At 51.5% G+C, this 26208-nt stretch carries 29 protein-coding genes; all 29 read left to right on the top strand.

From position 1 onward, the window contains the following. The first annotated feature begins 19 nt into the window (after positions 1-19). The 29 genes from ACOBQJ_RS10885 to atpD all read left to right on the top strand — a co-directional run bounded on the left by ACOBQJ_RS10885 (position 20) and on the right by atpD (position 26198). Positions 20-775, top strand: a complete 756-nt coding sequence (locus ACOBQJ_RS10885; RefSeq protein ID WP_421071788.1) for a YIP1 family protein — start codon at positions 20-22, stop codon at positions 773-775. Positions 776-914: 139 nt separating this feature from the next. Then, positions 915-1319 (top strand): response regulator, encoded by a 405-nt coding sequence (locus tag ACOBQJ_RS10880; protein WP_421071787.1) that lies wholly within the window; start codon positions 915-917, stop codon positions 1317-1319. Positions 1320-1519: 200 nt separating this feature from the next. Continuing rightward, positions 1520-2203: a hypothetical protein gene (locus tag ACOBQJ_RS10875; RefSeq protein WP_421071786.1), complete on the top strand. Its 684-nt coding sequence runs from the start codon at positions 1520-1522 to the stop codon at positions 2201-2203. Positions 2204-2302: 99 nt separating this feature from the next. After that, positions 2303-3157, top strand: coding sequence for a class II fructose-1,6-bisphosphate aldolase (locus ACOBQJ_RS10870; RefSeq protein ID WP_421071785.1), 855 nt, complete (start codon positions 2303-2305; stop codon positions 3155-3157). A 368-nt stretch (positions 3158-3525) separates the two neighbouring features. Further along, on the top strand, positions 3526-4173 hold the full coding sequence (fsa, locus tag ACOBQJ_RS10865; protein ID WP_421071784.1) for a fructose-6-phosphate aldolase: 648 nt from the start codon (positions 3526-3528) through the stop codon (positions 4171-4173). Between the two features lie 49 nt (positions 4174-4222). After that, the gene (locus tag ACOBQJ_RS10860; RefSeq protein ID WP_421071783.1) at positions 4223-4711 is read left to right on the top strand and encodes a DUF2062 domain-containing protein; all 489 of its coding nucleotides are present in this window, start codon (positions 4223-4225) and stop codon (positions 4709-4711) included. A 59-nt stretch (positions 4712-4770) separates the two neighbouring features. After that, a complete protein-coding gene (gene rho, locus ACOBQJ_RS10855; RefSeq protein WP_421071782.1) occupies positions 4771-6075 on the top strand; it encodes a transcription termination factor Rho in 1305 nt (434 codons plus the stop codon). Positions 6076-6162: 87 nt separating this feature from the next. Next, a complete protein-coding gene (locus ACOBQJ_RS10850) occupies positions 6163-7053 on the top strand; it encodes a peptidoglycan DD-metalloendopeptidase family protein (RefSeq protein ID WP_421071781.1) in 891 nt (296 codons plus the stop codon). A 221-nt stretch (positions 7054-7274) separates the two neighbouring features. After that, the gene (locus ACOBQJ_RS10845; RefSeq protein WP_421071780.1) at positions 7275-8531 is read left to right on the top strand and encodes a radical SAM protein; all 1257 of its coding nucleotides are present in this window, start codon (positions 7275-7277) and stop codon (positions 8529-8531) included. A gap of 397 nt (positions 8532-8928) precedes the next feature. Next, on the top strand, positions 8929-9132 hold the full coding sequence (rpmE, locus tag ACOBQJ_RS10840) for a 50S ribosomal protein L31 (RefSeq protein ID WP_421071779.1): 204 nt from the start codon (positions 8929-8931) through the stop codon (positions 9130-9132). Between the two features lie 50 nt (positions 9133-9182). Then, positions 9183-10052 (top strand): DUF1385 domain-containing protein, encoded by an 870-nt coding sequence (locus tag ACOBQJ_RS10835; RefSeq protein ID WP_421071778.1) that lies wholly within the window; start codon positions 9183-9185, stop codon positions 10050-10052. Between the two features lie 2 nt (positions 10053-10054). Beyond that, positions 10055-11122 (top strand): peptide chain release factor 1, encoded by a 1068-nt coding sequence (gene prfA, locus ACOBQJ_RS10830; protein ID WP_421071777.1) that lies wholly within the window; start codon positions 10055-10057, stop codon positions 11120-11122. 46 nt (positions 11123-11168) lie between these two features. Then, a complete protein-coding gene (gene prmC, locus ACOBQJ_RS10825; protein WP_421071776.1) occupies positions 11169-12032 on the top strand; it encodes a peptide chain release factor N(5)-glutamine methyltransferase in 864 nt (287 codons plus the stop codon). Between the two features lie 285 nt (positions 12033-12317). Further along, positions 12318-13385 (top strand): L-threonylcarbamoyladenylate synthase, encoded by a 1068-nt coding sequence (locus ACOBQJ_RS10820; RefSeq protein WP_421071775.1) that lies wholly within the window; start codon positions 12318-12320, stop codon positions 13383-13385. A 226-nt stretch (positions 13386-13611) separates the two neighbouring features. Beyond that, positions 13612-14154, top strand: coding sequence for a manganese efflux pump MntP family protein (locus ACOBQJ_RS10815; RefSeq protein ID WP_421071774.1), 543 nt, complete (start codon positions 13612-13614; stop codon positions 14152-14154). 291 nt (positions 14155-14445) lie between these two features. Continuing rightward, entirely contained in the window at positions 14446-14895 is a 450-nt protein-coding gene (locus tag ACOBQJ_RS10810; protein ID WP_421071773.1) for a low molecular weight protein arginine phosphatase, read from the top strand. Positions 14896-15145: 250 nt separating this feature from the next. Beyond that, entirely contained in the window at positions 15146-15604 is a 459-nt protein-coding gene (gene rpiB / locus ACOBQJ_RS10805; protein ID WP_421071772.1) for a ribose 5-phosphate isomerase B, read from the top strand. 32 nt (positions 15605-15636) lie between these two features. Continuing rightward, entirely contained in the window at positions 15637-16884 is a 1248-nt protein-coding gene (glyA, locus tag ACOBQJ_RS10800; RefSeq protein ID WP_421071771.1) for a serine hydroxymethyltransferase, read from the top strand. 188 nt (positions 16885-17072) lie between these two features. After that, positions 17073-17561, top strand: a complete 489-nt coding sequence (locus tag ACOBQJ_RS10795) for a deoxycytidylate deaminase (protein WP_421071807.1) — start codon at positions 17073-17075, stop codon at positions 17559-17561. Between the two features lie 281 nt (positions 17562-17842). Next, positions 17843-19003, top strand: coding sequence for a non-hydrolyzing UDP-N-acetylglucosamine 2-epimerase (wecB, locus tag ACOBQJ_RS10790; RefSeq protein ID WP_421071770.1), 1161 nt, complete (start codon positions 17843-17845; stop codon positions 19001-19003). A gap of 142 nt (positions 19004-19145) precedes the next feature. Then, positions 19146-19400: an AtpZ/AtpI family protein gene (locus ACOBQJ_RS10785; RefSeq protein ID WP_421071769.1), complete on the top strand. Its 255-nt coding sequence runs from the start codon at positions 19146-19148 to the stop codon at positions 19398-19400. Positions 19401-19406: 6 nt separating this feature from the next. After that, on the top strand, positions 19407-19817 hold the full coding sequence (locus ACOBQJ_RS10780) for an ATP synthase subunit I (RefSeq protein ID WP_421071768.1): 411 nt from the start codon (positions 19407-19409) through the stop codon (positions 19815-19817). A gap of 37 nt (positions 19818-19854) precedes the next feature. Continuing rightward, positions 19855-20592, top strand: a complete 738-nt coding sequence (atpB, locus tag ACOBQJ_RS10775) for a F0F1 ATP synthase subunit A (RefSeq protein WP_421071767.1) — start codon at positions 19855-19857, stop codon at positions 20590-20592. Positions 20593-20692: 100 nt separating this feature from the next. Further along, positions 20693-20932, top strand: coding sequence for a F0F1 ATP synthase subunit C (gene atpE, locus ACOBQJ_RS10770; RefSeq protein WP_421071766.1), 240 nt, complete (start codon positions 20693-20695; stop codon positions 20930-20932). 241 nt (positions 20933-21173) lie between these two features. Continuing rightward, positions 21174-21662: a F0F1 ATP synthase subunit B gene (atpF, locus tag ACOBQJ_RS10765; protein WP_421071765.1), complete on the top strand. Its 489-nt coding sequence runs from the start codon at positions 21174-21176 to the stop codon at positions 21660-21662. Continuing rightward, complete coding sequence (locus tag ACOBQJ_RS10760; RefSeq protein WP_421071764.1) at positions 21659-22219, top strand: F0F1 ATP synthase subunit delta; 561 nt, start codon at positions 21659-21661, stop codon at positions 22217-22219. Before atpF ends, ACOBQJ_RS10760 begins: the two co-directional genes overlap by 4 nt. 23 nt (positions 22220-22242) lie before the next feature. After that, on the top strand, positions 22243-23760 hold the full coding sequence (gene atpA / locus ACOBQJ_RS10755) for a F0F1 ATP synthase subunit alpha (protein ID WP_421071763.1): 1518 nt from the start codon (positions 22243-22245) through the stop codon (positions 23758-23760). 136 nt (positions 23761-23896) lie between these two features. After that, positions 23897-24757: an ATP synthase F1 subunit gamma gene (gene atpG / locus ACOBQJ_RS10750; protein WP_421071762.1), complete on the top strand. Its 861-nt coding sequence runs from the start codon at positions 23897-23899 to the stop codon at positions 24755-24757. Between the two features lie 28 nt (positions 24758-24785). Then, a complete protein-coding gene (gene atpD / locus ACOBQJ_RS10745; protein WP_421071761.1) occupies positions 24786-26198 on the top strand; it encodes a F0F1 ATP synthase subunit beta in 1413 nt (470 codons plus the stop codon). Positions 26199-26208 lie beyond the last annotated feature (10 nt).

Here is a 26208-nt window from a genome sequence, read left to right as displayed (position 1 = left end):
GAAGAAGGGGGTTTTTATTTTGAGCGGAGATGCCGGCCTTGATAATGGACAGGGTAACGTTGTGGGTGATGAGCTGCTGGAAGTTGGCAATGCCGCGGCAGCTCCGGAGATGGATGGACTCGGTGTTAATGACGGGGAGCCCCAGGGTTTTTTGGAAATAGTCTACGGTGTACTGTTTGATCCTGTGAAGACTATGAAAAGAGCGGCGGCTAATCCGCCGCTGGTGACAGCGCTGGTAATTGTCACCATACTCAGCATTTTGGGTACTTTAATGGGGCTGCTTACTTTTTCAAGGGTTTTGAGCCAGAGCCTTGACACCAGCGCTGTTCTTCCGGGAGCGCTGCTGCCTGTCGGGGCTTTTATCGGACTTGTTTTCAGCTATGTAAAATGGTTCGGTTACAGCGCCGTCCTGCACCTGGCCGCTGATTTACTGGGAGGGCGGGGCGTTGTGAGGGGTGTTTTTGCGGCAGTGGGCCTGGCCGGCCTGCCCAATACACTATTGGCGCCTTTCCAATTTTTGGGGTACTGGTATGGCTTGGGGAACCTGGCTGTAACCGTGTTATTATTGCTGGCCGGTCTGGCAGCGGGAATATGGAGCAGTGTTGTATTGGTGATTGGGATTAGAGAAGTTTACCGGCTTCCCACAGGGCGTTCTGTCTTAGTGTTTTTTATTCCTTACCTGGCCCTGTTTTTGCTGCTCATTTTATCAGTGATAGCAGTCGTATTAATATTCTCCGCATTTCCAATAAACACAAATATCCCCGGTTATTTTTAAAATAAGGATTTTACACCTTTTTTCTGCTGCCTGGAGGAATTTAGAAATCGGTGCAGAATGTTATCTCTACTTTGCTTACTCATGGAGCCTTCAGATAAGTACTTTTACTTTTCTGAGTATTCCGGGGGGTGTGATAAAATTGGCGTTGCCTCATAACCTGCTGATCGTCGATGATCAGGCCGGGGTTCGGAGATTTTTGTCCGAAGCCTTCGCCGAGGAAGGCTACAATGTTGAAACAGCTTCAAGCGGCACAGAAGCTGTCAAAAAAGCCAGTGCCAAGCTGCCCTCGCTTATTCTGCTGGATGTTAAAATGCCCGGCATGAGCGGATTGGAGACTCTGGAAGGGCTGCGCCGGATTGCCCCGGACATTCCAGTGGTGATGATGACTGCTTACGGTGAGCTGGACATTATTGCCGAGGCAAAAAAAAGAGGGGTAAAGTGTTATATAAACAAACCGTTTGATTTGAACGAGGTGCGTTATTTGGTCAGAGGACTGATCGCGGAAGAGGACTTAAAAAAAGAAATGAAAAAAGATATCGGATGATAAAACCTATTAAGCTTGCGGATATAATTAATTGGTTTCATCACGCATATTAAAAGCAAAATCCGGCAATGTTTTCGGTGAGTCGATTTTTTGGTATTAGCCGCGCCAGCTTAAGAAGGACTTTTCCCCTGTATGGCGAAGCAATAAATAAGCTTATATCCTTTGTCTGGTGTATACAGAGCGTTTTAGGGGGGGACAGCATGCTTATAACTACAAATGCCGTTATGGCCATGCGCTGCCCCGTGTGTGGGAAAATGGAGTACCACGATTTTTCCCGCTTCATAATCTGCAAGTGCAAATCATACTATATAAACTGCTCCTGTGGAGCAGTTAAACTGATTACTAGTACAAATAATTATTTGCAATACAGGCTTCAGGTACCCTGTATGGTTTGCGAAACCAGGCATTTAATGGAATTTACCGGCAGGACGCTCTGGTCCGGGGAAGTTATAAGCATGCCTTGCAGCGATACCGGCCTTGAACTTGGCTACATCGGGCCGGAGCCAAAGGTTAAGCAGATAATATCCAGCCACGAGCAGGAACTGGAGGCGCTGGCTGATGATATAAACAGCGAAGGTTATTTTCACAATTCTGATATCATGTACGAGGTATTAAATTGTCTGCATGAAATTGCTGAACAGGGTGAGCTGTACTGCCAGTGCGGCAATTTAAAAATAGAGGTTGAGCTTTTTCCGGACTGCCTGGAATTGCACTGCAGGAACTGCGACAGTATAAACATTATTTATGCCGAGACGGAGGATGACTTAAACGTTATCAGGCAGGTTGAGACTATTGAGCTTGCAAGGCATGGTTTTAAATGCCTTGACAGCCTGGCCAATACCAGTAAGCCTAAAAAAACTCGCCGTAAAAGAAGTAAAACATAAAATCAACCTTCTCCGTCTATACTTTGGATAATGGAGCTTTTAATTGTGGTGTGATGCACCGCTTAATTCTTCATTAGCTTCTATGGAGGAGGTATTTTTATGTCTCTCACCAGTGTGGTTGAGTTGTTGAAAAAAGCTGAAGGCGGCGGGTACGCTGTGGGCGCGTTCAACTGCAACAATATGGAGATAGTCCAGGCCATTGTTGCTGCGGCCGAGGCCGAGAACGCCCCGGTGATCATGCAGGCGAGCCAGGGCGCCATAAAGTACGCGGGAATTGATTACATAGTGGCCATGGCCAATTTGGCCGCGGAGCGCACCCATGTGCCGGTAGCGCTTCACCTTGACCACGGCACCAGCTTCGAACAGTGCATGCAGTGCATCCGTGCTGGTTTTTCCTCGGTTATGATCGACGGCTCCAAGCTGCCCCTGGCGGAGAACATCAAGCTGACCAAACGGGTGCTGGATGTGGCTAGGGCGGTAGGTGTGTCAGTGGAAGGCGAGCTGGGCAAAATAGGCGGGACTGAAGATGATATCACAGTCAGCGAGCGGGACGCCTTTTTTACAGATCCCGGGGAGGCTGAGACCTTTGTGCGCGAAACCGGGGTGGACTCGCTGGCCATAGCCATCGGTACCGCCCACGGGCAGTATAAGGGAATACCCGAGCTTGATTTTCCCCGTCTGGAAAAAATTAAATCGCTCGTAAATATTCCCATCGTGCTGCACGGCTCTTCCGGTGTGCCTGATGACGCTATCCGGGAGGCTATCCGGCTGGGTGTGCGCAAGGTCAATATAGATACCAATATAAGAGAGGCCTTTACAGAGGCCGCGCGGAAGGTCCTGGACGCTAATCCCAGGGAGATAGATCCCCGCAAGATGCTTGCCCCGGCCAGGGAGGCTGCAGTCGAAGTAATCAGGGAGAAAATACGGATTTTCGGCAGCTCGAACAAAGCGTGATTTGAGATGTGAGATATGAGACGTGGGACGTGAGAGATGTAGGTGCGGCTTCAGCCGCACAACTTTGGCGGGATAAATCCCGCCCTGCTGCAGGATGGGGACACACTTCAAATCGTGTCAAGGGGACGGTTCTCGTGACACGTATTTCAGCAAACTCGTGGCTTAACAAAACATACCCTGACAGCGGAATGGGGACACACTTCCGTTTCTGCAACACTGTATCGTTTAATGTTACCAGACAGAGGAATGGGGACACACTTCACTAATAAGCATTTCTCTGGGGTCAGAAGTATGTCCCCGATGGAATGCATGAATTCCGGCATCTGACGTCTGACGACCGACTTCTGAATTGGGAGGTTGAGAAAAAGGTGAAGCTTTTTATCGATACCGCTAATGTGGATGAAATACGGGAGGCATATTCCCTCGGAGTCATCTGCGGCGTTACGACCAACCCGTCCCTGATCGCCAGGGAAGGCCGCAACTTCGCCCAGGTGGTAAGGGAGATCGTCTCCATTGTGGATGGGCCGATCAGCGCGGAAGTAATAAGCACGGATGCCCCCGGCATGATTTCCGAAGCCGTAGAACTGGCATCTATCCATCCAAACATTGTTATTAAAATCCCGATGACAGCCGAAGGTTTAAAAGCAACCAAAATTTTAGCCGATAAAAATATACGCACCAATGTAACCCTGATTTTTTCCGCCAACCAGGCGCTTTTGGCCGCGAGGGCAGGCGCGACTTTTGTCAGCCCTTTTGTGGGGCGCCTTGACGATATCAGCGAGGACGGAATTGAACTGATACGTAATATTATGGAAATATTCGACTTGCACCAGATCCAGGCCCAGGTGATTGCCGCCAGCATCAGACACCCGGTCCACGTTACAGAATCAGCCAGGGCCGGCGCGCATATAGCGACAGTGCCCTATAAAATAATCAAGCAGATGATCGATCACCCGTTGACAGACGCTGGCATAAAAAAATTTTTAGCGGACTGGGAGACAGTAAAAAACATATAATGTCGTATAATGTTTAAGGTTTGTGACCATTTTAAAAAGGAGTATTATTGTGATTGCCGAAAGTATATTATATTTTAGGAAAAGGATTGCGTCCCCTGTTATAGATTGTGTCAGGGCATACTATAAAAGGATGATGAGTTTGCCCGACTCTCCCAAAAAAATAGCCCAGGGGGTGGCTTTGGGCTTCGCCTTTGATTTTCTTCCCATACCGATTATCAGTATCCCCCTTTCCTATCTGGTAGCCCGCCTTGCCCGCTGCAACCCGGCGGCCGCGGTATGCACGGTTATATTTTTCAAGCTGGCAGTGCCGTTTTTCTATACTATAAACCTGTTTGTCGGAAGAGCTATACTTGGTGACCTGCCCGGACCCGATATCCAGTTCGCGGGCGGAACGGTAATGAGTAATTTTTTGGCCGGGCTGGTCGAGCACGGATACCCCTTCCTCCTTGGCAGCGTTATAAACGCGGTGCTGGCATGGTTTATTGTGTACGCTCTCTTGATCTATATAATCAGGCGTAAACAGCGGCGGGGCGCATAAAACCCTATTCCTTTGGTTATAAAATTGATTATTATTCGCCTAAGTTAGGGGTGTTGCCTTTGAAATATACCGACCTCGAAAGCAAAACCATGGTCGAGCTATACAAAATAGCGAAGGAGCTTGAGTTGCCCGGCTATTATAAGCTGCGGAAAAAAGAGCTTATATTTGAGATCCTGAAGACCCAGACCGAAAAAACCGGGTTTTTATACGCCAAGGGTGTTCTGGAAATCCTGCCTGACGGATACGGATTCCTGAGGCCATTTCAGTACCTCCCCAGCAACGACGATATTTATGTATCGCTGTCACAAATCAGGCGCTTTGACATGCGCACCGGCGACCTTGTAGCCGGGCAGGTGCGGCGCCCCAAGGACAGCGAACGGTATTTCGCCCTGCTGCGGGTGGAGCAGATAAATGGCGAGGACCCGGAACTGGCTTCCGAAAGGCTGCACTTTGACGGGTTTACCCCACTTTATCCGCAGGAACGGATTACTCTGGAAACAAGGCAGGATAAGTTCTCCACCCGGATTATAGACCTGTTGGCTCCTATTGGCAAAGGCCAGCGCGGTTTGATTGTATCTCCGCCCAAAGCAGGCAAGACTATTCTCCTCAAAGAGATCGCCAACAGTATAACCACAAACCACCCGGAAGTTTATCTCCTGGTCCTGTTAATAGACGAGCGGCCGGAGGAAGTTACTGACATCGAGCGTTCAGTAGATGGCGAGGTAGTCAGTTCAACTTTTGACGAGCCCCCTGAAAACCACGTAAAAGTGGCTGATATGGTTTTAGAGCGGGCCAAGCGCCTGGTCGAGCATAAATATGACGTTGTAATACTGCTGGACAGCATTACCCGGCTGGCCAGGGCGCACAACCTGGTGGTGCCTCCCAGCGGGAGAACGCTGTCCGGGGGTGTGGACCCGTCAGCCCTGCACAAACCCAAAAGGTTTTTTGGAGCGGCGCGCAACCTGGAGGAAGGCGGCAGCCTGACTATTCTGGCAACAGCCCTGATTGACACCGGGAGCAGGATGGACGATGTTATATTTGAGGAATTCAAAGGCACTGGCAACATGGAGTTGATCCTCGACCGCCGGCTGGCGGAGAGGAGGCTCTTTCCGGCCATTGATGTGCTGCGTTCGGGAACACGCAAAGAGGAACTCCTGCTCTCCAGAGACGAGCTGGAGATGATCTGGCAGTTTCGCAAGGCCACCGTCGGCGCGGCTCCATGGGAAGCCATGGAGATGCTGGTCGAGCAAATGAAGCGGACAAAAACCAACCGCGACCTCCTGCAGGCTTTCCAGCACCTGCGGCGTGCGGAAGTTTCCGCAACCGGCAGGCGCAATGCGGGAGGTAAAGAAATTTCGCTGTAAGATAATATAATTTAGATTCATGTATAAAGATTGCCTCTTCTGGTAATGCTATCAATTGATTTGCTTTTATGAAGAGGTGATTTTTTTATGCAAATCTTTAAAATTAAACTGTATAAAGTCAGGGCTCTGGCAGCGGCCGTAACTGCCGCGGCAGTCCTTTGGACGGCCAGTCCCGCTTTTGCGCGGCTGGATGAATTGATCGTGGAGGACGCCCCTTATATTTCACCGCCGGTTATAACCGTGTCAGCACCGCAGGCTATCTACCAGGTGAAAGCGGGGGAAACCCTGTCGGAGATCGCCAGGAGAAACGGGTTGACCGTAGAAAGCCTGGCCGCTGCCAATAACCTGCCGGACCATGACCGGATCCATGCGGGACAGGTTTTGAAAGTGCCCTCTGACTGTGTTGTACACTGTGTTAAACCGGGGGAAACCCTGTCTGACATCGCCCGTATGTATATGGTGGACTTAAGTGTAATCGGTTCAAGGAACGGCCTGTCTAATTTGGACCGGATCGCTGTCGGCCAGAAAATCAATGTGCCGTACAGCGCAAGAGGCGCGGGGCTAACGTATGTATCCGCCAGCCTGGCGGACCTGCCGCCGCTGTCCTGGCCTCTGCTTGGAGCTGTAACTTCCCGTTTCGGGATAAGGGACGGCAGGCCCCACGAGGGCGTTGACATCGCGGTGGAAGAAGGTACTCCCGTAAGGGTTACATCCGGCGGCCGGGTCATTTTCGCCGGCCCCAGGGGAACCTACGGGCTGGCTGTAATCGTTGATCATGGCGGCGGTGTCCGCACGCTGTACGCGCACTGTTCAAGGCTGGTGGTAACTGAAGGCAGGAATGTTGACGCGGGGGCTATCATTGCCCTGTCGGGCAATACCGGCCGTTCAACCGGTCCGCACCTGCACCTGGAAGTGCGGAAGAACGGCGTACCCCTTGACCCGTTGCCATATCTTGAAAGTACAATCTATTACGGATAAACAACCCAAACATGAGGGGCCGCTGCCACAGCGGCCTCTCTTTGGTCGTGGGACGTGGGTCGTGAGTCGTGGGTATCCGGGTATTTCGCTGTAGGGCGGGATTTATCCCGCCAAAGATGTGCGGCTGAAGCCGCACCTACAGCTCTCACGTCTCACTCCTGCTTTACCTTTGCCCATCAAATAATATATAATATTCCGGGATCTGGACAGAGGGGGTGGAGATGCTGTACCGCCTTGTATTTGCCGGGAACAACGGGCAGCTGTACGACCACCACAGCCTGCGTGCCGCCGGGAGAACCGGAGACAGGTTTGTGGAATTGACCGGTGACGACCTTGAAAAACTGCCGGCGGGAGCATCACTGGTGCTGGTGCCGGGGGGTAAACCGGTGGGTATTACCTCCAGCGGCCGCTTCACTCTGCTGAGGAGCAATCCGTGGCAGGAGGGGCCGGTCTGGGCAGTGGGCGCACTTTTGCCGCAGGGTTTTACCCGTGTCCTGCTGCCGGCTTACAGCAGGGATAAAGGCGATCAGCCCCTGCCTCTGTTCGGGTACACCGCTGTGGCTTGCAGGGACGGAGAACTATATGCTGCCGCAAGGGCGACGGACAACCCCCGGCGCTGGGATCCGGCATTTTATGACACGGATGACCTGCCGGCCCTGGTCAAACAGAAACTGGAAAGTTGCCCCGACAACAGGATTCTGCGCCAGCTGGCCCACTGCAGCCTTGATTACCACTGCTATACGGCCCAGAACATTTTTTACGGCCGCTGGGAAGGCGGTATCCCGGTTTCTCAGTTATGCAACTCGGGCTGTCTGGGCTGCATATCCCTGCAGAGCTCGGAGTGCTGCCCTTCGCCGCAGTCGCGGATAAACTTCACTCCAACGCCGGAAGAAGTGGCCGAAGCAGCAACACCCCACCTGCAGAGCGGTGAAGGAGCTATAATCAGCTTCGGGCAAGGCTGTGAGGGGGAGCCTTCCCTGGCAGCCCGGACATTAGTCCGGTCGATAGAAAAAATCAGGGCGTCTGCCGGACTCGGCACTATCAATATGAACAGCAACGCCGGCTACACAGATAGTGTCGCCGAAATCTGCCGGGCCGGGCTTGATGCCATCCGGGTCAGTATGATCAGCGCCAGGGAGGATACCTACAACGCCTACCACCGTCCATCAGGATTCGGGCTGTCAGATGTGAGGCGGTCGATAAAATGCGCGGTATCAAGCGGCGTATATACTTCTTTGAACCTGCTTGTTTTTCCCGGACTGACCGACCGGGAGGAAGAGGTCGAGGCGATATTGAACCTGGTGCGTGATACAGGGATAAACCTGATCCAGCTGCGCAACCTCAATATAGATCCGGACTTTCTGCTTAAAAAGCTGCCGGCAGGCAGCGGAAATATTATCGGCATACCTGAGATGGTCGAATCCATGCTGGAGGTGCCAGGCCTTGCAGTGGGAAACTTCAGCAAGCCGGTGCGGTAAGTAAACACAAACAAATTGAAAGGATTTAAAACAATTTACACAGGATTTACAAGATTATCAGGATTTACAGGATTAATAATGTTAAATAAATGTATATTTATTTCAGGTTATAGACAAAGTCTCCATGTCGTTGAATCCGCTTGGCTCCGGTGTGTCCCCATTCCTTGTTTCGACGCTGCCACAATGGAGCAGCTGGTTTCAACACCATGGACTCTTAAATTTAAATCTTGTTAATCTTTTTAATCCTGTTAATCCTGTGAAAATTTTTTATAAGAATAGCTTGCTATAATTCATTGCTATAATTCATTTTAACAATGGATTAGTTTATTCTTGCGGGTTGTAATCGCGTGTGCTATAATTAGGAAGTCCGTTTTTCTTTACAAGTGAGGTGAGTTAAGTGAAAGAAAACATACATCCCAAATACGGGACCGCCAAGGTTTCGTGCGTTTGCGGCGAGACTTTTGAAACCGGCTCAACAAAAAAAGAACTGCGGGTTGAAATATGTTCCAAGTGCCACCCTTTCTACACCGGCACGCAGCGGACAATCGACACAGGCGGCAGGGCTGAACGATTCCGTAAAAAATACGGCTTGACGAAGTAAGACAGGTAGCAGAGCAGGCGCTCTGCTATTTCTACTAAAGGGGTGATATCATGGGTTCCCCGTACCAGTATGGAGGCCAGGCTGTTATAGAAGGCGTGATGATGCGCGGCCCGGACAGACGGGCTGTTGCGGTCCGCAAGCCCGATCAGTCTATCCTGGTTGATGAAAAAGAAGTAGGCTCAATCACAAAGAGGGTGCCCTTTTTAAAATGGCCTTTTGTGCGCGGGGTGATCGTGCTTATCGAGTCCCTGGTGATGGGGATTGAGGCGTTGTCCTTTTCCGCCAGCCAGGCCACTGATGATGAAGAAGAACAGCTGACCGCAAAGGAGATTATAATTACTATCATTTTGTCTTTGGGCCTGGCGATCCTGCTTTTCGCAGTGATTCCCACCGCCGCAGCGCACCTTTTGATAAAAATTGCCCCCGGCAGCCTGGTGCAGAATTTTATTGAAGGATTTTTCCGGATTGCCGTATTCCTGATCTACGTGGTAGCCATCGGCAGGCTGGAGGACATCAAGCGCGTTTTCCAGTACCACGGGGCGGAGCATAAAGTCATAAACGCCTTTGAGGCTGGAGACGAGCTTGTAGTGGAGAGGGTCCAGCGCTATAAAACCCTGCATCCCAGGTGCGGCACCAGTTTTCTTTTAATAGTCATAGTAATCAGCATTTTGATTTTTTCATTGTTGGGACAACAGGTGCTGTGGTGGAGGATCCTCTCCCGGGTGCTTTTACTGCCGGTGGTAGCGGGAATTTCTTATGAATTGGTTAAACTATCTGGTAAGTACGCCACTGCCCCGCTATGCCGAGTATTGATAGCGCCGGGAATGTGGCTTCAGAAACTGACCACCAACCCGCCTGACGACGGGCAGGTGGAAGTAGCGATTTCGGCTTTTAAGGCTGTGCTGAAGGAGGGTAATTAATAGTGCTGCAAAAACTGGACAGCCTTGAGGAAAAATATGAAGAACTGGGGAATATGATCGGCGACCCCGAAATAATATCAGACCTGGCCCGCTGGCAGCAGTATGTCAAGGCCCATGCCGACCTGACCGACCTGGTCGCCGCATATCGCGATTTCAAGAAGATAGTCAGGGAAATCCAGGAAGCAAAAACCCTTCTGGATGAAGAAGACGACGCTGAAATGCGTGATATGGCCCAGGCTGAACTGGATGATCTCGTGGAAAAGAAAGAAGTCTTGGAGCAGCGCCTCAAGGTGCTGCTGCTTCCTAAGGACCCCAACGACGAGAAAAACGTCATCCTGGAGATACGCGCCGGCACAGGCGGTGAGGAGGCCGCGCTGTTCGCGGCGGACCTGTTCCGGATGTATTCCCGTTACGCCGAGCGGCAGGGCTGGAAGACCGAAGTGTTAAACGCCAACTATACGGATATCGGCGGCTTCAAAGAATTGGTCTTTCTTATTCAGGGCAGGGGGGCGTACAGCCGTTTAAAATTTGAAAGCGGCGTCCACCGGGTCCAGCGCATCCCCTCCACCGAGTCGGGGGGGCGTATTCACACTTCCGCTGCTACGGTAGCGGTTTTGCCTGAAGCGGAGGAAGTGGACCTTGAAATCGACCCCAATGATTTAAGGATAGACGTGTTCTGCGCGTCCGGCCACGGCGGCCAATCAGTGAACACGACCCAGTCCGCGGTGCGGATAACGCACATCCCCTCTGGAATAGTGGTTTCCATGCAGGATGAGAAATCGCAGCACAAAAACAAGGACAAGGCGATGAAAGTTCTAAGGGCCCGTCTGCTTGACCAGGTGCAGGAAGAACAGCAGCAAAAAGTGGCCAGCACCAGAAAATCAATGGTAGGTTCGGGAGACCGCAGCGAGCGGATCAGGACCTATAACTTCCCCCAAAACAGGGTTACCGACCACCGTATCGGCCTTACGCTGCACAAGCTGGACGCGGTGCTGGAAGGGGACCTGGACGAAACTATCGACACCCTTATCACTACCGACCAGGCCGAGCGTTTGAGGCAGGTGGATTAAGAGGGTGTGCCCGGGCTTCTCAAAGGGCGCGCGAGGTGAAAAAGATTTGGCCGGTACAATTAAATCCGCGCTTAAGGCAGCAAGGGAAAAATTTAATAGCCGCGGTATAGGCTCAGCTGCCCTGGACGCCGAGGTGCTCCTTTCGCATGTCACCGGCCTGGAAAGAGCGGAGCTTTACCGTGATTGGGACCGGCCTCTGAGAGATGATGAGGCTGTCCAATATAATAATTTTACCAGCAGGAGGCTCTCCGGTGAGCCGGTGGCCTACATCACCGGGCACAAGGAATTTATGGGCCTCAATTTTTTTGTAAATAGCTCTGTTTTGATTCCAAGGCCTGAAACCGAGCTGCTGGTGGAGAACGCTCTAAAAGTGATGCCGCCGTTTCCGCTGGTGATAGATGTAGGGACCGGCAGCGGGGCTATCGGCGTGAGCCTGGCTTATTTCAACAGGGAAGCCCTGGTTTATGCGACCGATCGCTCCACGGAAGCCCTGGAGGTGGCCAGGCTTAACAGCACCAGGCACGGTGTGAGCGGCAGGGTGCTCCTGCACCCGGGTGACCTTATACAGCCGCTGCACGGCTGCCTGGCGGCGGGTGGGGTTGATCTGATTGCCGCCAATTTGCCTTATATCGCGGAAAATGACCTCTCCGGGCTGCCCGGAGAGGTCAGCATGTTTGAGCCGCGCCTTGCTCTTGACGGGGGAAAAGACGGGCTGGAACATTACCGCCGGCTCGTTCCTGAAGCCGCGGCCTTCTTGAAAAAAGGCGGCTTCCTGCTGATAGAAATTGGGTTCGATCAGGGGCGGCAGGCCCAGGCGCTGTTTGATCCGCAGGTCTGGGAAACGAAGGTGCGGCAGGACCTGGCCGGTCTTGACAGGCTGGTTGCGGCCAGATTGAGACGTGAGAAATGAGACCTGGAACTTAAGGTCGCTTTAGCCGCACATTGGTCGGATAAATTTGACCCTACAATAACGGGGTGTATCGGGGCTGAGGAATGCCCCCGATTTAAAGGAATCAATAGCAACATCCCCGTGATTCCTACCCACGCCTCATGTCACACGTTGCAGGAGAAATGCGACAGCGAGAACCGTCCCCCTTGTCGCACGGTTGAAAATAGGGATAATACGCATTATAATTGAAAAATGCTAAACGAAACCCAGTTTTAGATACCAGTTTTAGATACGAGGTCGCGCGCCGTGTCAGGTAACCGTATAAATACACGTTACATAAAAGTTGACCAGGCCCACCCGGAGGCCGACGCCATAGCCGAGGCCGGGCTGATCCTGCGCGGGGGAGGCTTGGTGGCCTTTCCCACAGAAACTGTTTACGGACTCGGCGCCGACGCGACGAACGGCCTGGCGGTGGCCAGGATTTTTGAAGCGAAGGGGCGTCCGCCCGACAACCCGATTATTGTGCATGTCGCTTTCCGCAGTCAGCTAAACGCCCTGGCCGCGAGCATTTCCGCCGCGGCGGAAATCCTTATGGACGCATTTTGGCCAGGCCCCCTTACCATTATCCTGCCCGCTGGAACTGGAGTGCCTGAAGCGGTTACAGCCGGACTTACGACTGTAGCGGTCCGCATGCCTGACCACCCGGTCGCTCTGGCTTTAATAAAAGCGGCCGGAGTTCCTGTGGCTGCGCCCAGCGCCAACCTGTCGGGAAAACCGAGCCCCACGCGGGCTGAACATGTTGTGCAGGATCTCGACGGCCGCATTGATGCCATTTTGGACGGTGGGCCGGCCGGGGTCGGGGTCGAATCAACTGTCCTTGACCTGACCTCACAGGTGCCGATCATTTTAAGGCCGGGAGGGATTACTCCGGAAGAATTGAGAGCCTGTCTTGGCCGGGTAGAGGTCGACCGTGACGCCATATCGGGCTATTGCGACGGAGAAAGCCCGCGTTCGCCGGGTATGAAATACACTCACTACGCGCCCCGGGCCCCGCTCCTGCTGGTGACGGGAAGCCAGCCGGCGGTGGCCTCGAAAATCCTGGAAATGGCCCGTGTGGAAGCGGGCGGCGGCAGGCGGGCAGGCATCCTGACTTACTCCGACAGCAGCGATTACTCCACGGTGGGGGAGGTGGTTGTCGCCGGCCGCAGGGACAAACCGGAAACAGTGGCTGCGGGGTTATACTCCGCATTGCGCCGTTTCAACGAGATGGGCGTGGATATTATTTTTGCGGAAGGCCTGGAGGAAAAAGGTGTGGGGCTGGCAGTCATGAACCGTCTGAAGAAAGCCGCGGGGGGCCGCATTATAAAAGTATAATTTACCCGGTTATTAGATAATAGATATACTATGAGACGTGAGTAATGAGATTGTAGGTTCGGCTTCAGCCGAACAATGGTCGGATAAATCCGGCCCTCATGAATTCCCGGATACTGACGACTCACGACCTATGTCCAACGACCCAAATGCCTGGCTGGATTCAACACCATGGAGACTTTTATTACAACCCGAGTATTTTTTCTGGATTCCTTTTCGGGAGGCAGCCATGAGTTTTTTAACATTGATAATTTTAGCGGTGGCGCTTGGTACGGACGCTTTTTCTCTGTGTCTGGGAATCGGGATAGCCGGGGTTAACCGCAGGCAAATGCTGTTAATCAGCATCACCGTGCTGGTGTTTCATATCTTTATGCCTCTGGCAGGGTGGTATACCGGAGAACTGGCGGGCAATCTGCTCGGCCGGGCAGCTTCTGTGATCGGGTCTGCGCTGCTGGTCTACCTTGGTTTTAAAATGATCTGGGAAACCGTGCGAAACGGCCGGGAAACAGAGATAAAAGTATTTAAATTCAACGCCCTGGGCCTGGTACTTCTGGGGGCAAGTGTAAGCATGGACGCGCTGAGCGTGGGCTTTACCCTTGGCGCGCAGCAGGTCGATCTCCTGCGGACTGCCGCCACAATCGGTCTCGTCGCGGGGGTCATGACTGCCGCCGGGCTGCTATTCGGACGTTATATGAGCAGGCTGGTGGGTGAAAGGGCCCAGTTTTTAGGCGGAGTGATACTTGTCGGCATAGGAGTAAAACTCTTTTTTTAAAATACTAATTTCACAGGATTAACAGGATTAAAACAAGATTAACAGGATTCTAAATAGAATTAGATTTATAAGTTCGATCCAACACCAAGAATACCTTTATCAGCACCCGGTTTAATTTATTGTTCTTTATACAATAGATTTTTGAGGTCTTATATTTAATTAATATCTTGTTTTGTCTAATTTGCAAATATGTACGTCTGAGAATAATTTTTAAAAATGAAGGTTTTTATAAAAAAATCCTGTAAATCTTAATAATCCTGTTAATCTTGTGATGTTGAGGGGGTTTTAGGAATGAAGATACTTTTTGTCTGCACCGGGAATACCTGCCGCAGCTGCATGGCCGAAGCCCTGGCGGGCAGGTTCCTGGAGGACAGGTTTGGCAACGGCGGAGATATTAAGGTAGATTCAGCCGGCCTGGCGGTTTCGCCGGGTGAACCCGCCTCTCCCTTTGCGGTGGAGGCCATGGGGTGGAAGGGTATCGACATGAGCGACCACCGGGCCTCGATGCTGACGGCGGACAAAGTGCGTGGGGCGGACCTGATACTGACTATGACCAGGGGACACCGCGAACAGGTGAATAATATGTTTCCGGGGCATGCGGAAAAGGTCTGCACACTCGCTGATTTTGTCGCGTACGGAAGCGATGTGCCGGATCCGATAGGGGGGTCGCTGGAAACATACCGCGAGTGTGCCCGCGTACTTGGAGAGATGGTTTCCCGCGCACTGGACAAGCTTAAATGAGTCGTGAGACTTGAGACGTGGGACGTGAGTGTTAGGGTATTCCTCGGGTGATTAATTCCGCCATTCCAATCGGGGACATTATATGAGTATTGAAACAGTCCATCTATAGCAAAATGAAACTAAGCAATACATAGGCAAAAAATGATCAATCTACGGGTTTTTAAAGGGAAATTTGTATTTGTTGTAGAACCTTGGTAGTATATCTGTATTACAATATACCAGACACTGAGAAAGAGGGTTTTTACCAGAAATGAAGGTTGCTTTAGCGGGCGATCACGGCGGTTTCAGGCTGAAGGAGCAGGTAGCCTGCTTTTTTAGGGAAAATGGCATAGAATATAATGATTTTGGCACATTTTCCGAGGACCCGGTTGACTACCCGGATATCGCCCTGAAAGTGGCGGAAGCGGTGCGAAACGGTGATTTTGACCGGGGCGTGATCTGTTGCGGCACGGGTATCGGCGTGGCTATAACCGCGAACAAGGTGCCCGGCATCAGGGCGTCCCAGTGCCACGACACGTTTTCTGCCAGGGCGGCCAGGGAACATAATAACGCCAATGTCCTTACCCTGGGCGAGCGCGTAATAGGGTTCGGCCTGGCCAGGGAAATTGTCAGAGTATGGCTTGAAGCGGAGTTTCAGGGAGGCCGCCATGCCCCCCGGGTAGATAAAATCAGTCTTATAGAGCAAAAATATAATAGTTGTAGCCGGTAGATGGAACTGCCGGTCGCGGGGAGGATTTTTTTATGAGTTTAATGAGGTCTCTTTCTGAAGTTGACCCGGAGGTTTTCAGTGCCATAGAGCTTGAAACACGGCGTCAGCAGCAGACCCTGGAATTAATTGCCTCTGAGAACGTGGCCAGTCGGGCGGTGCTGGAGGCGCAGGGCTCGGTTCTTACCAACAAGTATGCCGAAGGTTATCCGGGCCGCCGCTATTACGGGGGCTGCGAGTTTGTCGATATTGCGGAAAACCTGGCCATTGCGAGAGCTAAAGAATTGTTCGGCGCCGATTACGCCAACGTCCAGCCTCATTCGGGCGCCCAGGCCAATACGTCTGTCTATTTTGCCCTGCTTCAGCCTGGTGATACGATCCTGGGTATGGACCTTGCCCACGGGGGACACCTCACCCACGGCAGCCCGATCAATATATCAGGAAAATATTTTAATATCGCTTTTTACGGCGTGGACAAGGAAACCGGCCGGATTAATTATGAACAGCTTTTTGCAGCGGCTATGGAAAGCAAGCCAAAACTGATTATAGGTGGGGCCAGCGCCTACCCGCGTGAAATAGATTTTTACAAGATGAAGGAAGTGGCCGAAGAAGTGGGCGCGTATCTAATGGTCGACATGGCCCACATAGCCGGGTTGGTCGCGGCTGGACTGCATATGAGCCCGGTACCGCACGCAGATGTGGTAACCACAACCACCCACAAGACTCTGCGGGGACCGCGGGGGGGCCTGGTATTAAGCAGGTATGGCGAAAAGTACGGTGTAAAAATCAACAGGGCTGTTTTCCCCGGCATCCAGGGGGGGCCTCTGATGCACGTTATAGCGGCGAAAGCGGTTGCCCTGAAGGAGGCACTGGAGCCCGGCTTCAAGGAGTACGCGCAAAACATCGTGAACAATGCCAGGGCGCTGGCTTCAGCCCTGCTGGAGCGCGGCTTTGACCTTGTATCCGGCGGTACCGACAACCATTTGATCCTGGTTGATTTAAGAAGCAAGAATATAACGGGCAAAGAAGCCCAGGAACTTTTTGATGTGGTTGGCGTCACTATAAATAAGAACGCGATACCATATGATCCCCAACCGCCCAATATCGCCAGCGGCATCCGTATCGGCACCCCCGCGGTTACCACCCGCGGGCTGGTTGAGGAAGATATGGTCCAAATTGCGGAAATAATGGACTATGCCATCGCCAACCGCGACGACGCGGCCAAACTGGAAAAAGCACGGGCAAAAGTAGCCGCCATTTGTGATAAATACCCGCTGTATTGAGACGTGAGATGTGGGACGTGAGACGTGAGATTCAGGCATTCCTTTTAAGCCTTTTTAATACGAGAACTTTTATATTTAATAACAAGAATCTAATTGTATAAGGTGAAATGATGATAGATAAAAAAAAGACCAGCAATCAAGATAAATGTGGTTTGAAAGTGGACAATCTCTTAGTTGACGGTGATGGAATGCCCCAAAATCTCACGTCCCACGACTCACGTCTCACGACCCAACGGCCGGGGTGGGACCAGTATTTTATGAGTATAGCGAATGTCGTGGCGTCGCGCTCGACCTGTATCAGGAGACAGGTCGGCTCTGTAATTGTCCGGGACAAGAGGATCCTGTCCAGCGGTTACAACGGGGCGCCGGCAGGTTTAAGGCACTGCTTGGAGATAGGGTGCCTGCGGGAGCAAAAGGGAGTGCCTTCCGGCCAGCGGCACGAGCTCTGCCGGGGCCTTCACGCGGAGCAAAACGCGATTATCCAGGCCGCGGTGCACGGCACGGCGATCAAGGACTCGATATATTATGTCACCCATCAGCCCTGTGTCCTCTGCGCCAAAATTTTAATCAACGCGGGTATTAAAAAGATCGTGTTCCAGGGTGAATACCCCGACCCGATGGCCCTGGAGCTTTTTGAAGAAGCCGGCATAGAGCTGGTACATTACGTGCCGAAGTAAAACAATCTGACAGGATTAACAGGATAAAAAGAATTTCGCAAGATTAACAGGATTAATTGGATTAACAAGATTAAAGAATTAAGTTAAAGTAAATTTGTTATAAAGTTTTTATTTAATCCTGTAAATCCCAAAAATCTTGTAAATCCTGTGAAAACGTTTTATCTGTTTTTAATTACGCAGTGGCTTTCTGAAAATTTGGAAATTTAAAATGGACAAAAAAGTTGGCAATATCTAGCTTCACTGATAATATAAATAGAATTGCCGGACGAGGGGATGTCCTTTTGTTAAAAATAGTAGCAGTGTTTGGGACCAGGCCGGAAGCGATTAAAATGGCGCCTCTGGTTAAAGAGCTTGAGAAATACCCGCAAATAATCAACTGTAAAGTGGCGGTCACCGCCCAGCACAGGGAAATGCTGGACCAGGTGCTCTCTTTATTTGAAATAAAACCCGCCTATGACCTGAACATCATGAAGCAGGGGCAAAACCTTTTTGACATTACCGCGCGTGCGCTGTCCGGCCTGCAGCAGGTATTGTCGGAAGAAAAGCCGGATCTGGTGCTGGTGCACGGCGATACCACCACTACTTTTGTGGCCGCCCTGGCGTCTTACTACCTGCAGATCCCGGTAGGTCATGTAGAGGCAGGCCTCAGGACCCACGACAAATTTTCGCCCTTTCCGGAGGAGATCAACAGGCACCTGACCGGGGTGCTGGCTGATATCAACTTCGCCCCCACGGCGACCGCGAGGAAAAACCTGCTTGAAGAAGGTGTCCCGCCCGAAAAAATATATGTTACTGGAAATACTGTCATCGATGCCCTGCTGGCAACCGTGCGTCCGGAATACCGCTTTGGTGACGATGTGCTGGACGCGATTAATTACGACAGCCGCAGGGTGCTTCTGGTTACAACTCACCGCAGGGAAAACCTGGGTGAGCCGATGCGGGAAATTTACAGGGCCCTGCGCGGAGTGGTGGAAGACTACCCCGACGTGGAAGTGGTTTTCCCCGTCCATAAAAACCCGGCTGTACGGAGCGTGGTTGACGGGGAACTCGGCGGTCTGGACAGGGTGCACCTGATTGAGCCCATGGATTACCAGCCATTTGTAAACCTGATTAACCGCGCCTACCTGGTGCTCAGCGATTCCGGCGGAATACAGGAAGAGGCGCCTTCCCTGGGCAAGCCGGTTCTCGTGCTGCGCAATACCACCGAGCGGCCTGAGGCGGTGGAGGCCGGCACGGTCTCCCTGGTCGGCACCGGCAGGGAAAAGGTGTCAGGCGAGACCAGGAGGCTTTTGGACAGCGATATATTCTATAAGGAGATGGCCAACGCCGTTAACCCGTATGGTGACGGCTTCGCGTCTCAAAGGATCGTCCAGGCGATAATGTACTGGTCAGGGCGTGCAAATAAAAAACCTGAACAGTTTCATCCGGAGAGCAAAAGATAGGCGGTAAAAATTTTTATAATAAAGATAAAAATTATCCGACCGGTGGAGGAATAATAATATTTTTGTAGAATCTATCTAAAGAATCTGCATTTATAAGGAGCATTACATAGTATTAATAAGTCTTGCGCAGGTTTGTGCTAGGATGCCCGAAGAAAAAAAGATAGATAAAGAAAAAAAGAGAAAGCCTCCGAATAGTGCGCTGCAGGCGCTTGCGGTGACCACCACCATTGGCGCGGAGCTGTCCATTACAGTATTGCTGGGCTATTACGGGGGCAAATACCTGGATGCTAAATTTGCGTCCGGGCCGTGGCTGCTGCTGGCAGGTGTGCTTGTTGGACTTGCCGTGGGAGTCGTGGGTGTCTATAAAACACTTATGGGGTTTTTTGAGAGGGAGTAAGGGCAAGTGCGCGACTGGGATTTTGATGGTCAGTTGGTTAAGACATTAAAAATAGCTGCCATTATTTTGGCATTTCTATGCCTTGCTTTGTTGTGGCATCCCAATGACCCCGTGGTATGGGGTTTTTTGGTAGGCACAGCTGTGGGTATGTGGAATGCTTATTTTCTTGGCAGGAGGATGCGTGCCATAGTATACATGGTGGTGCCCAAAGCTAACGCGAACATGAAGGCCGGGTTTGCCCTGCGTCTTTCCATTATGTTTGCTGTGCTTTTTTATGTCGCCCGGACCCAATGGATCAACCTTTATGCTGCTGGGGCGGGCTTTTTTGTTGTGCCCCTGATTTTTTCGCTGGGCGCAATCGCGATGGCTGCCAATACTCCAAACCGGAAGCCCGAAGAGGCCAACTCTATCAAATAAATAAAAATTTAAAGTAGAAAGGGGTGAGAAAAGAAATATGTTGAGCTTGCATGAGGTAGAACAGCAACTGAATGTTTGGGGCTGGGGAGCCAACGGGTCCTGGGATATGTACTTGGGCAACACCCACCTGGCTTTTAACCCGAAAACCTTGATCATGACCTGGATCACAATGGTGCTGGTAGCTTTGTTTGGAATAGCGGCCACGCGCAGCATGAACATGCGCAAGCCAAAAGGGGCACAAAACATTTTGGAATTGCTCTGGGAGTTCATCAGGGGCCTGGTGAATGATAACATGGATCCCAAAAAAGGCGCGGCCTTGCTTAGTATAGTTGTTACTTATTTTATCTTTATTCTGTTTTCCAACCTGATCGGCCTTGTACCCACCCTGAGTTCACCAACGGCCGACTATAACACAACCCTGGGGCTTGCCCTATGCACTTTCTTCATCATCTACATCTTCGGGATCAGGTACAAGGGTTTGAGTTACTTCAAGCACTACATCCAGCCATTCGTATTTTTCCTGCCAATTGTTATCATTGAAGACTTTGCCAAGCCGATTACGCTGACCTTCCGTCTTTACGGCAACATTTACGGCGGAGAAGTTTTGATTGCTGTTCTGCTTGGCCTGTTGGGAGGATGGACGCACGTTTTCGGTGGGTTTATCGGTTCTGTAGTGTGGCTGGCGTTCAGTATCTTTGTCGGCTTTATCCAGGCCTTCATCTTCACCATGCTCAGTATAGCTTATGTTGGGCAGGCTGTAGCCGATCACCACTAAAAAGAGCGTTAAACTTGTTTTGGCGGTGGTCGTTTTAAGGCGTTTTAAGTTGTCTTATAGCCATTGAATTAAATTTTATTTTGGAAAGGAGGGGAAATGAATGGAAGTAGGAGCAGGTGCTGCTCTAGGTGCAGCTTTAGCAGTGGGTCTGGCCGCTCTGGGCGCTGGTATCGGTGACGGTCTCGTCACTGGCGCTGCGGTCAGTGGTATAGCTCGTCAGCCGGAGGCAAGGGGTAACATTATGACCCTTATGTTCATCTCCGTAGGTCTGATCGAAGCTCTCCCCATCATCGCGGTCGTTATCGCTTTCATGCTCTTTGGCCAAGTTGGCAGTCACTAAAACTTATTTACGCGTTATGGCAAAAAAGGCGTAGCGTAGAGGGTGTAGTTTTTAGGTAGTGGGAATATATAATACTTTTTTATGCAATTTTTGTCTATATTGAGTGATTGTCTAGGGAGCAGGATACAAATTTTAAAGGAATTCGGCTACTCGCCGAATTCCTTTAATCCAACTACTTACTAAACTTGTGCTGACGCTAAGCCTCCTTTTGTCCACAAGAGGTGGAAGGAGGGAATCATTAGTGGGGTTAGAGTTTAACGCAACGCTGCTTGCGCAGATTGTTGACTTCATTATTTTATTAATATTCTTGAAGCTCGTTGTTTACAAGCCTTTATGCAAAGTGCTGGGAGACCGTTCCGATCATATAGCCAACAGTATTGCTGCCGCCGAACAGGAAAGGCAGGAAGCGGAACAGCTCAAAGCCGGATATGAGGCTGAAATGCGGCGTGCCAGGGAACAAACACAAGATATTATCCAGAAGGCCACCAAGGCCGGCGAAGACCAGGCTTTGGAAATTATTGAAAACGCTAAGAATGAGGCGGGCAGGCTGAAGGAATCAGCCCTTGCTGAAATCGAACGTGAGAAACAAAGAGCGGTTGCAGAGCTGCGCGAACAAGTGGCAAGTCTTTCTGTCCTGGTTGCCGGTAAGATTATCAACAAGTCAATGACAGAAGATATCCAGCGCAGCATGATCGAGGACTTTATTAAAGAGGCAGGGGAATTACAATGAGAGGTCCTGTAGCGGGGCGTTATGCAGCAGCATTGTACGAAATTGCCTCAGAAGAACAAGTTTTGCCGAAATACAAAAACATGGTGGATACGGTAGAAGGCGAACTTAAAGGGATCGAAAAGGTTATTGAAGATAACCCTGACCTGCAAAAGTTGCTTTACCATCCACAGATTACCCCTGCTGCTAAAAAAGAATTATTAGTCAAGTTGTTTGAAGGAAAAGTCTCTGATGTAACAGGTAACTTTCTTGCCTTATTGGTAGACCGCCGGCGGGAGACTTATTTCACGGACATTGTGGCAGAGTATATCGCTCTGGCCAATGCCGGCCGGAACATATTAGCAGCTCAGATTGCTTCAGCGGTGGAGTTAAACGATAAGGAAAAGGGTGAGCTCAACAAGATCCTGGGTTCGCTGGCCGGCAAAAAAGTGCAGACCACTTTCACCGTAGACCCGTCTATTATCGGCGGGGTTGTGGTTCGTATGGGGGATAAAATTATAGACGGCAGTGTCAAGACCAGATTGGCTTCCCTGAAAGAGCGCCTTAAGGCAATAAGTTAACTAGATAGGGGTGAAACCAGTAGATGAATTTGCGACCTGAAGAAATCAGCTCGATTATCCGGCAGCAGATAGATAAGTACCAGGCCCAGATCGAGATGACCGATGTCGGTACCGTTATCCAGGTCGGTGACGGCATCGCCCGTGTTTACGGTTTAACTGACTGTATGTCCATGGAGCTGCTTGAATTCCCGGGAGGCGTTTTCGGGATGGCTCTTAACCTGGAAGAGGACAATATCGGTTGCGTTATTCTCGGTCCATACAAGCACATCAAGGAAGGCGACACTGTAAAGCGCACCGGCCGGATCGTGTCCGTACCAGTAGGAGATGCCCTGATCGGGCGTGTGGTCAACCCTCTGGGACAGCCGCTGGACGGCAAAGGACCTATTAATAGTGATAAATTCCTCCCGGTTGAAAAAATCGCCCCCGGCGTTATTTACCGCAAGGGGGTGCACCAGCCCCTGCAGACAGGGCTAAAGGCTATCGACTCCATGATTCCCATCGGCCGCGGCCAGCGGGAACTTATCCTCGGCGACCGCCAGACCGGCAAGACAGCTATCGCGGTTGATGCGATCATCAACCAAAAAGGCGGGGACGTCATCTGCATTTATGTTGCTGTTGGACAGAAACAATCCACTGTGGCCAACGTGCTGCAGCGGCTGCAGGATACCGGCGCGATGGAATATACCATTATCGTGTCCTCAACCGCCGCCGACCCGGCTCCACTGCTCTATATCGCACCATTTGCGGGAGCCGCCATGGGCGAGGAATTTATGTCTCAGGGCAAACACGTGCTGATTATTTACGATGACCTGTCCAAACAGGCATCTGCTTACCGTGAACTTTCCCTGCTGCTGCGCCGTCCTCCCGGACGTGAAGCTTACCCGGGTGACGTGTTCAACCTGCACAGCCGGCTTTTGGAGCGTGCCTGCAAACTCTCGGATGACCTGGGCGCAGGTTCCATGACCGCCCTGCCCATTATCGAGACCCAGGCTGGCGACGTTTCGGCCTATATCCCGACAAACGTTATTTCTATTACAGACGGCCAGATATTCCTGGAGCCCGACCTGTTTTACGCCGGCGTACGCCCCGCGGTTAACGTGGGTATCTCAGTATCCCGGGTTGGTGGCGCCGCTCAGTTGAAGGGCATGAAATCGATTGCCGGCAGCCTGCGCCTTGACCTCGCCCAGTACCGTGAACTGGCGGCTTTTGCCCAGTTCGGCTCCGACCTGGACAAAACGACCCAGGCCAAGCTGACCCGCGGTGAGCGCATGGTGGAACTTTTAAAGCAGGGCCAGTACGTGCCCATGCCGGTAGAAGACCAGATCATGAGCATTTATGCAGCGGCCAAAGGTTACCTGGATGATATGCCGGTGGAAGTTGTGCAGCCTTTTGAAGCAGAGTTCTTGAAGTTTATGAAGGCGAACAAGCCAAGTATCGGCGAAGCTATCCGGTCAACCGGAGAGTTCAAATCAGTTGAAAAGGAATTGCTCGCGGCTATCGAGGAATTCAAAGCGGGCTTTAAGAGTGCTCGCGGACTTTAAATAATACGTAGGACGTCAGACGTCAGACGTCGGGATGGAAGGAATTCGCTTTCCGAATCCAACTAAAACCGACTACTGACTACCGACGACCGACTACTGAATGAGACATCCACTTTAAAGGTGGTGAAATATTTAAATGGCAAATTTAAGAGATCTCCGGCGTCGGATTAAGAGTATTAAGAGCACTCAACAAATCACCAAGGCTATGAAAGCTGTTTCAGCGGCAAAGATGCGCAAAGCACAGGAAGCTGTTATATCAGCCCGACCTTATTCCAAGCGGGTTAAGGGAGTTCTGGGCCGTGTAGCTATGGCTTCCGCAGGGGTTAATCACCCGCTGTTGGAAGTGCGCGAGCCGAAAAAAGTGGCTTTCATTGTGATGGCGGCTGACCGGGGATTGTGCGGTGGTTTCAACGGCAATATTATCAGGCGGGCAGCCCAGGAAATAAAGAGCGCGGGAATGGACGCCAGTCTTATAGCCGTAGGTCGCAAAAGCCGCGATTTTTTCCAGCGCCGCGGTTATAATATCGCCAAGGAGTACATCGGGCTGGGTGATAATATCAAGTACGCTTCGGCCAGGGATATTGGCTCCTTCGTTGTTGATAAGTATGCCAAGGAAGAATATGATGTGGTTTACCTGATTTACAGCCAGTTCATAAACGTGCTGGTGCAGAAGCCTATGATGGTCAAGCTGCTGCCGGCTGAGCCACCCGCTGAAGAAGGGGAAGACGAGACCAAGAAAGTTGACTATATTTTTGAGCCTTCCGCAGAAGCAGTGCTGGCTGAACTGTTGCCGAAATATATTGAGAACGCCATTTACCAGGGTCTTTTAGAGACAAAAGCCGGTTTCTACAGCGCTCAGATGACGGCCATGGACAATGCGACCAAGAATGCATCGGAAATGATCGACAAACTAACGCTGGTCATGAACCGGGCCCGTCAGGCTGTGATCACCAAGGAAATTTCTGAGATTTGCAGCGGAGCGGCAGCCCTGGAGTAAAATGTTGCGAAGGAGGTAAGCGAAGCGAATGAACGTTGGTCAAGTAGTACAGGTTATCGGCGTCGTGGTGGATGTCCGTTTTCCACCCGGCCAGGTCCCTGAAATTTATAACGCCATCAAGATAACGAGCGACAAGGAAGATATGTTTGGCCGCAAGTTCGACCTGACTCTGGAAGTTGCCCAGCACCTGGGCAATAATACCATTCGCAGTGTTGCCATGTCCGCGACTGACGGTTTGGTCAGAGGCATGGAAGCGGTGGACACCGGTGCTCCTATTTCCGCTCCGGTAGGCAAGCCAACCCTGGGCAGGCTTGTTGATGTCCTGGGTGAGCCCATCGATGGTAAAGGACCCATTTCCAGCGATAAGCGCTATCCTATTCACCGGCCTGCCCCAATGTTGGTGGACCAATCAACCAAGACTGAGCAGCTGGAAACCGGCATCAAGGTTATTGACCTGCTGGTCCCTTTCCTCAAGGGCGGCAAGATCGGCCTGTTCGGCGGCGCCGGAGTGGGCAAGACAGTTGTTATCCAGGAGTTAATCAATAACATCGCCACGCACCACGGCGGCATCTCAGTGTTCGCGGGTGTGGGCGAGCGTACACGTGAAGGCAATGACCTTTTACGTGAAATGACCGAGTCCGGCGTTCTGGAAAAGATGACAATGGTGTTCGGCCAGATGAACGAGCCGCCAGGCGCCCGCTTGCGGGTTGCCCTGACTGGACTGTGCCTGGCTGAGTACTTCCGTGATGAAGAGGGCGCCGACACATTATTGTTCATTGATAACATCTTCCGTTTCACCCAGGCTGGCTCCGAGGTTTCCGCGTTGCTGGGCCGCATGCCCTCCGCGGTTGGTTATCAGCCCACCCTGGCCACTGAAATGGGCCAGATGCAGGAGCGGATCACTTCTACCAATAAAGGTTCGGTTACCTCTATGCAGGCCGTTTACGTGCCTGCCGACGACCTGACCGACCCGGCCCCGGCGACAACGTTTGCTCACCTGGACGGCACCGTCGTTTTGTCCCGGCAGATTTCTGAGCTGGGTATTTACCCGGCGGTGGACCCGCTTGATTCCACTTCCAGGATTCTTGACCCGCTGATTGTAGGAAATGATCACTACATGGCAGCCCGTGGCGTTCAGAAAGTGCTTCAGCGTTATAAGGAACTGCAGGACATCATCGCCATTCTTGGTATGGAAGAACTCTCCGATGAAGACAAACTCACAGTGGCGCGCGCCCGGAAACTGCAGAAATTCCTGTCGCAGCCTTTCCATGTGGCTGAAACGTTTACCAATATGCCAGGTAAATTTGTCACTCTGAAGGAAACCGTCCGCAGCTTCCAGGAAATTCTGGACGGCAAGCATGACGATATGCCGGAAGATGCTTTTTACATGGTGGGCGGTATAGAAGAGGCAGTGGAAAAAGGCAAGAAATTACTCGGATAATAGAGGGGAG

This window comes from Pelotomaculum propionicicum (genome assembly GCF_048984525.1).
Taxonomy (GTDB): domain Bacteria; phylum Bacillota; class Desulfotomaculia; order Desulfotomaculales; family Pelotomaculaceae; genus Syntrophopropionicum; species Syntrophopropionicum propionicicum_A.
This window is presented reverse-complemented; position numbering and strand designations above follow the sequence as displayed.

Excerpts from the sequence above, each read along its gene's own strand:
- ACOBQJ_RS10875 (WP_421071786.1), top strand. The coding sequence starts at position 1,520 with ATGCTTATAACTACAAATGCCGTTATGGCCATGCGCTGCCCCGTGTGT.
- ACOBQJ_RS10870 (WP_421071785.1), top strand. The coding sequence starts at position 2,303 with ATGTCTCTCACCAGTGTGGTTGAGTTGTTGAAAAAAGCTGAAGGCGGC.
- ACOBQJ_RS10850 (WP_421071781.1), top strand. The coding sequence starts at position 6,163 with ATGCAAATCTTTAAAATTAAACTGTATAAAGTCAGGGCTCTGGCAGCG.
- ACOBQJ_RS10845 (WP_421071780.1), top strand. The coding sequence starts at position 7,275 with ATGCTGTACCGCCTTGTATTTGCCGGGAACAACGGGCAGCTGTACGAC.
- ACOBQJ_RS10835 (WP_421071778.1), top strand. The coding sequence starts at position 9,183 with ATGGGTTCCCCGTACCAGTATGGAGGCCAGGCTGTTATAGAAGGCGTG.
- ACOBQJ_RS10815 (WP_421071774.1), top strand. The coding sequence starts at position 13,612 with ATGAGTTTTTTAACATTGATAATTTTAGCGGTGGCGCTTGGTACGGAC.
- ACOBQJ_RS10810 (WP_421071773.1), top strand. The coding sequence starts at position 14,446 with ATGAAGATACTTTTTGTCTGCACCGGGAATACCTGCCGCAGCTGCATG.
- rpiB (WP_421071772.1), top strand. The coding sequence starts at position 15,146 with ATGAAGGTTGCTTTAGCGGGCGATCACGGCGGTTTCAGGCTGAAGGAG.
- glyA (WP_421071771.1), top strand. The coding sequence starts at position 15,637 with ATGAGTTTAATGAGGTCTCTTTCTGAAGTTGACCCGGAGGTTTTCAGT.
- ACOBQJ_RS10795 (WP_421071807.1), top strand. The coding sequence starts at position 17,073 with ATGCCCCAAAATCTCACGTCCCACGACTCACGTCTCACGACCCAACGG.
- ACOBQJ_RS10785 (WP_421071769.1), top strand. The coding sequence starts at position 19,146 with ATGCCCGAAGAAAAAAAGATAGATAAAGAAAAAAAGAGAAAGCCTCCG.
- atpB (WP_421071767.1), top strand. The coding sequence starts at position 19,855 with ATGTTGAGCTTGCATGAGGTAGAACAGCAACTGAATGTTTGGGGCTGG.
- atpE (WP_421071766.1), top strand. The coding sequence starts at position 20,693 with ATGGAAGTAGGAGCAGGTGCTGCTCTAGGTGCAGCTTTAGCAGTGGGT.
- ACOBQJ_RS10760 (WP_421071764.1), top strand. The coding sequence starts at position 21,659 with ATGAGAGGTCCTGTAGCGGGGCGTTATGCAGCAGCATTGTACGAAATT.
- atpA (WP_421071763.1), top strand. The coding sequence starts at position 22,243 with ATGAATTTGCGACCTGAAGAAATCAGCTCGATTATCCGGCAGCAGATA.
- atpG (WP_421071762.1), top strand. The coding sequence starts at position 23,897 with ATGGCAAATTTAAGAGATCTCCGGCGTCGGATTAAGAGTATTAAGAGC.
- atpD (WP_421071761.1), top strand. The coding sequence starts at position 24,786 with ATGAACGTTGGTCAAGTAGTACAGGTTATCGGCGTCGTGGTGGATGTC.